General features: G+C 36.7%; 5 protein-coding genes. 3 read left to right on the plus strand and 2 right to left on the minus strand.

Annotated features, from left to right (window positions below; translation table 11 throughout):
- Positions 1 to 93 precede the first annotated feature (93 nt).
- Together purB and purC are read right to left on the minus strand one after the other, a co-directional pair.
- Positions 94 to 1,524 (minus strand): adenylosuccinate lyase, encoded by a 1,431-nt coding sequence (gene purB / locus Q0K03_RS07005; RefSeq protein ID WP_297238995.1) that lies wholly within the window; start codon positions 1,522 to 1,524, stop codon positions 94 to 96.
- Position 1,525: 1 nt separating this feature from the next.
- Positions 1,526 to 2,239 carry a phosphoribosylaminoimidazolesuccinocarboxamide synthase gene (gene purC, locus Q0K03_RS07010; RefSeq protein WP_297238996.1) on the minus strand — a complete coding sequence of 238 codons (714 nt, stop codon included), beginning with the start codon at positions 2,237 to 2,239 and terminating at the stop codon, positions 1,526 to 1,528.
- 120 nt (positions 2,240 to 2,359) lie between these two features.
- Between purC and Q0K03_RS07015 the strand changes: the two genes are divergently transcribed.
- The 3 genes from Q0K03_RS07015 to Q0K03_RS07025 are packed head-to-tail and all read left to right on the plus strand — an operon-like array spanning position 2,360 to position 5,361.
- On the plus strand, positions 2,360 to 3,673 hold the full coding sequence (locus Q0K03_RS07015; RefSeq protein WP_297238997.1) for a MurT ligase domain-containing protein: 1,314 nt from the start codon (positions 2,360 to 2,362) through the stop codon (positions 3,671 to 3,673).
- A gap of 3 nt (positions 3,674 to 3,676) precedes the next feature.
- Positions 3,677 to 4,423 carry a glutamine amidotransferase gene (locus tag Q0K03_RS07020; RefSeq protein WP_297238998.1) on the plus strand — a complete coding sequence of 249 codons (747 nt, stop codon included), beginning with the start codon at positions 3,677 to 3,679 and terminating at the stop codon, positions 4,421 to 4,423.
- A gap of 11 nt (positions 4,424 to 4,434) precedes the next feature.
- Positions 4,435 to 5,361 (plus strand): hypothetical protein, encoded by a 927-nt coding sequence (locus tag Q0K03_RS07025; protein ID WP_297238999.1) that lies wholly within the window; start codon positions 4,435 to 4,437, stop codon positions 5,359 to 5,361.
- Positions 5,362 to 5,857 lie beyond the last annotated feature (496 nt).

Below are 5,857 nucleotides of genomic sequence, written 5' to 3' on the forward strand. Positions count from 1 at the left end.
GACTGTGTTACGAGATGGATGCCCAATTACAAGCTTGTTCACAAACGATTAAAGACTTATTCGATTCCATATATAAAAAGAGACGCTTAGCGTCTACACATTGATTTGCGCGTGTAGGCCTAAAGCGTCTTTTTCTTTTTCAAGAATTGGATCGATGTATTCCGCAAAGAATTCTTCGGTTTGCTGAATGGAACGTCCTACAAAGTTCTTTGGTTCCATGATCTTTAAAATGTCTTCTTTGGTCATTCCAAACTTAGGATCGTTGGCAATGCGATCGATCAAATCGTTTGGCTTTCCTTCTTCTTTTACGACTTTTCCTGCTGCCATAGAGTGCTGGCGAATCAGTTCATGAAGTTCCTGACGGTCACCGCCGGCTTTTACGGCATCCATCATGATGTTTTCGGTGGCCATAAAAGGCAATTCCTTGATCAAATTGGCTTCCACTACTTTTGGATAGACAACCAAACCATCCGTGACATTCATGTATAGATCCAATACTCCATCGATTGCCAGGAAAGCCTCGGCAATGGAGATTCTCTTATTGGCTGAATCGTCCAAAGTACGTTCAAACCATTGAGTACTGGCGGTAATGGCCGGGTTTAAGGAATCACTGATGACATAGTTACAAAGAGCAGCGATTCGTTCAGAACGCATTGGATTGCGTTTATAAGCCATCGCACTCGAACCAATCTGACCTTTCTCAAATGGTTCTTCGATCTCTTTCATATGTTGTAAAAGACGAATGTCGTTGCTGAATTTATGGGCACTTTGTGCAATGCCAACCAAAACCTGCAACACTTGTGTATCGTATTTACGAGTATAAGTTTGTCCTGAAACAGGGAAGTAGGCATCGTAGCCTAACTTTTCACAGATCTTCTTATCTAATGCCTTTACCTTATCCGTATCACCTTCAAACAATTCCATGAAACTTGCCTGGGTACCAGTCGTTCCTTTGCATCCAAGAAGTTTTTTGTTCAAGAGAAGGTGCTCAATTTCCAAATAATCCATATAAAGATCCTGTGCCCAGAGGGAAGCTCTTTTTCCAACGGTCGTTGGTTGAGCTGGCTGGAAATGCGTAAATGCCAAACAAGGCATATCTTTATATTTCAAGGCAAAGTTTTTTAACTCAAAAAGAATATTTACAATTTTTTTTTGAACCAGTTCCAAAGCTTCATGCATGATGATCAAGTCTGTGTTGTCACCAACATAGCATGAAGTAGCACCTAAGTGAATGATGCCTTTGGCTTTTGGACATTGTGTTCCATAAGCATAAACATGCGACATGACATCATGACGAACGATTTTTTCTCGCTCTTTGGCTACCTCATAATTGATATCATCTTTATGATCGATCAGTTCCTGGATTTGTTCATCGGTAATATCTAAGCCTAATTCTTGTTCACTTTGTGCTAAAGCGATCCAAAGACGGCGCCATGTTTTAAACTTTTTATCATTTGAAAATAAGGCCTGCATCTCTTTGGATGCGTAACGCTGTGAAAGAGGGGACTGATAGAATTCGTTCATTTTATTCACCAAATCCCATACGTTTGAATACTTCCTGATAAGCTCCTTCTGGATCTCCTAAATCACGGCGGAATGTATCTTTATCAAGGTGTTTTCCTGTTTTGATATCCCAATAACGACATGTGTCTGGAGAGATTTCGTCGGCAAGAACGATCTGACCATCTGCAGTTTTTCCAAATTCAAGTTTGAAATCGATCAATTCAATACCGATTCCGGCAAAGAATTCTTTTAGTACTTCATTAACTGTGAAGGCATACTCTTTGATGGTTTCGATTTCTTCTCTTGTACTTGCACCAATTGCAATAGCCATATAAGAGTTGATCAGTGGGTCTCCCAGATCATCATCTTTGTAGCTGAATTCGATCGTAGAACATTTTAAAGCCGTTCCTTCTTCGATTCCCAGACGTTTTGAGAAACTTCCGGCAGCTTTGTTACGAATGATCACTTCTAATGGAATGATATTCACTTTTTTTACCACTGTACGGCGTTCATCGAGCTCTTCTACAAAATGTGTTGGAACACCTTTTGTTTCCAAAACCTTCATCAAGTAGTTGGTCATTCGGTTGTTGATGGCACCTTTTCCTACAATCGTACCTTTTTTTAGACCGTTGAATGCAGTTGCATCATCTTTGTAGTCAACGATCACATAGTTAGGATCATCGGTTGCATAAACTTTTTTTGCCTTTCCTTCGTAAATCATGTCCAATTGTTTCATGTCTATATTCCTCCATTTGCACCTTATCATTATACTTTAGTACGAAAAGCAATTCAATGTGAATTTAACTAGTCGAATATATATTTTCTATTGTATAATTGTGCCTAAGGGGCGTGACTTATGAAATCATTATCTATTCTCTCAACAAAGATCAGTGCGTTTTTACTGGGACTGGTAGGACGAGGCGGTTCTTTGCCAGGCAGTATTGGACTTAAACTGGATCCCAATATTCTTCAAAAATTAACTTTTGATGGTCCCGTGATTCTTGTAACGGGCACCAATGGGAAAACAAGTACAGCCAATATGATTGCCGATCTGTTTGATCGTGCTGGATACAGTGTTGTATCTAATCGGAAAGGGGATAATTTAAAAGCCGGTATATGTACGGCACTTTTGACAAATTCTTCTCTTTCAGGAAAAGTTAAAGCAAATGCCTGTGTTTTGGAAGTAGATGAATTGAACATTCGTCATATACTGCCGTTTATTCCGGTTCGTGCACTCGTTGTGAATAACTTTTTCCGTGATCAGTTGGATAGAGCCCGTGAAATGGAACAGCTGATTGATTCGATTGAAAAGGTATTGCCTGAATACGATCAGGAACTGATTCTAAATGGAAACGACCCCAATGTTATCCGTTTAGCTTTAAAAGCGCCTAAAGCGCATTGCAGTTATTTCGGTATAGCCAAAAACAAATATTCCACAGATCAGACAAAAGAAGCCAGCGAAGGCAAATTCTGTCCATGCTGTGGAAGTAAACTGGTTTATAATTACTATCAATATTCTCATATTGGGAATTTCTATTGTGAAAACTGTGATTTTAAAACCCCGGTTTTAGATGTTGAACTATCCGATATCGATTTATCAAAAGAAAACTTTAAACTAGGGGATATGTTGATTCATTCCCCTTACGAAGGAATGTATTCCATGTATAACTGCGCTGCTGTATTAGCGGTAGCCAAACATTTTGACGTTGATTTAAAGTATGCATTGGAAGTTTTTGCTCATGCACCGCAGCCAAAGGGAAGAAATGAACACTTTGTCAAAGAAGGCCAGGAATGTATATTGAATTTAATAAAAAATCCTACCGGAGCTAACGAGGTCATGAAAGTGATCGACAAAGACGAGCAGGACAAAGTTGTATGTATCGTTTTAAATGACCACGAACAGGATGGTACAGATGTTAGCTGGATCTATGATACTTTCTTTGAAAAGATTTGTAAGGAGTCTACAAAGGGTGTGGTTTGTACAGGAACAAGAGCTTATGATATGGCATTACGGATTTACTATGAAAACTATAAAGGAAAAATTGAAATATACAACTCGATCGATGAGGCCATTCAAAAATGCCTGCATTCAGGATTAAAGTGCTATGCCATTGCGACATATACAGCACTTCTTCCTACGCGTAATGCGATTGTGAAGGAGATGAATTAATCTATGAAACACTTAGTCAATGTATGTTGGATGTATCATGATATCATGGATCTTTATGGTGACAAAGGAAATATCATGGTCCTGAAAAAAAGATGTCTTGATCGAAATATTGAATTTCACCTGGATACATGCGGAATCGGTGAACAAAAAGATCTTTCACAATACGATTTGATTTTTCTTGGGGGCGGTGCGGATAAAGAACAAATCAGCCTAATCCCGGATCTTTTATCTCGCAAAGAAAACATTAAAAAGGCTATGGATGAACATACGTTTGTTTTGTTGATCTGTGGAGGTTATCAACTTTTTGGACAATATTATATTGCGGCAGACGGTTCCAAAATCGAAGGGCTGAAATTCTATGATTACTATACAGATACGGGAAAAGAGGGGAAACGCTGTATAGGCAATATCATTCTCGAAGCCGATTTGGATGGTTTAAAAACAAAGATCATTGGATTTGAAAATCATGGAGGACAGACAGAAAATGTCAAATCGCCTCTCGGAAAAGTTTTAAAAGGTTACGGAAACAGTTTTGACGCCGGATATGAAGGTTTCTATGATGGTAAAATATTAGGAACCTATCTGCACGGACCGCTATTGCCTAAAAACCCTCAAGTGGCAGATTTCGTGATTACAAAGGCAATCCAGAAAAGAAATCCCGATTTTTCATTCAATGATTTACAACCTTTGGAAGATCTGTTTGAAGAAAAAGCTAGAAAAGCACTTCTGGATCGCTTTCAAATCAAATAGGAGGAGACTTTATGAAACGATTTTTAAGTCTGTTTGTTGCGTTCTTTATGGTCATATCACTTTTTGGCTGTGCCGAAAAAAACTCTTCAGTGGAACTGAAGAAAAACGTTACTTTTCAGCTCAGTGATGTGATGATCATTACCAATGATGAATCAAATTCTATCTATTACTATTATATGGCCACCATTACCAATGATTCTAAAAAAACGTATTCTACCAATAATGTAAGTTATAAAATCACCGATAACAAAGATGAAGATATAAAACCTATTGACCAGCATGAATCGATGCCCATATTAAGTGTTATGCCTGAACAGACAGCCTATGTTTATGGTTATGTCGGTTTCCCAAACAACAACCAGGAGGATATGGGTTTCTACTTTAAAGATCAGGATGAATTTATATCTTTTAATAGTATTGATGTAAGAAAAGCAACAAATCATGACATTCTGGATTCTGAAAAGCAGGTATATACATTCTATGAAGATGATGCCTTGCAGATTCTTGTTAATGGAAAAGACTGCACGAGTGAATTTTCAAACGGAACCACAACAATCAATAATTTTAAGATCACTTATAAAAACAAAACCGATCGGCAAATCGTTGTTCCGTATTTGGAACCGCAGGCAACCCTTAGAGGAATTCTATTGACGGATTATAAAGACAAAGGGGATTTTTCCAAAATGTCAGAAGAAGAGTTGAAAAAGGTAGATTTCTCAAAAAAGGATCTTGCTCCAAAAACCGAAGAAATTGGCGGTCAGGCCTTTGGCTATGTCGTTGAATATCTTGATCCAGAACAGGAAATTGAATGTAATGTTGGATTTACATTTAAAAATGGAGCAATCAACTATAAGAGTAACGATAAAAATTGTATTGATGTAAATTTAATCTCCAGCGCTTTTGGTGTTACCAATACAATGACAGTTTCATATCAATAATCAATGTACTCCGAGCGAGTACATTTTTTAGTTAGTTATATCTAACATTGAAAAAGAAACTTTTTAAATTGATTTGTTCATTTGTCTTAATGATTAGAACATATATCATACAATCAAATATAAAGGACTGGATGAAAGTTAAATGGAATTGTAAATGTACAATCTATTTATAAAGCCTAATGATTTGATAAAAATATCGACCTTCTGAGATGCAATGAAATCGATAAAGATGTATAATCCCACGTTTCATTGCAAAATAGTTTTTATTAAATATCGATGATCCGTAATACATGGATTTGATAAGTAATGATTTTATTGAACAATAAAGAAAAGAATGGAATATAACTTAATGCAATAAAATATCGAAGAATAAATAATGGAATAGAAAAAAATGAATAATATATATTCAATATTATTCTATATATTTTACAAACTATCTATTTATAGAGCTACTTTATTAAACCAAAATATTACATAATATACATTATGCGAAGTA

The organism is uncultured Faecalicoccus sp., assembly GCF_944327125.1.
In the GTDB taxonomy this organism is placed as follows: Bacteria; Bacillota_I; Bacilli_A; order Erysipelotrichales; family Erysipelotrichaceae; genus Faecalicoccus.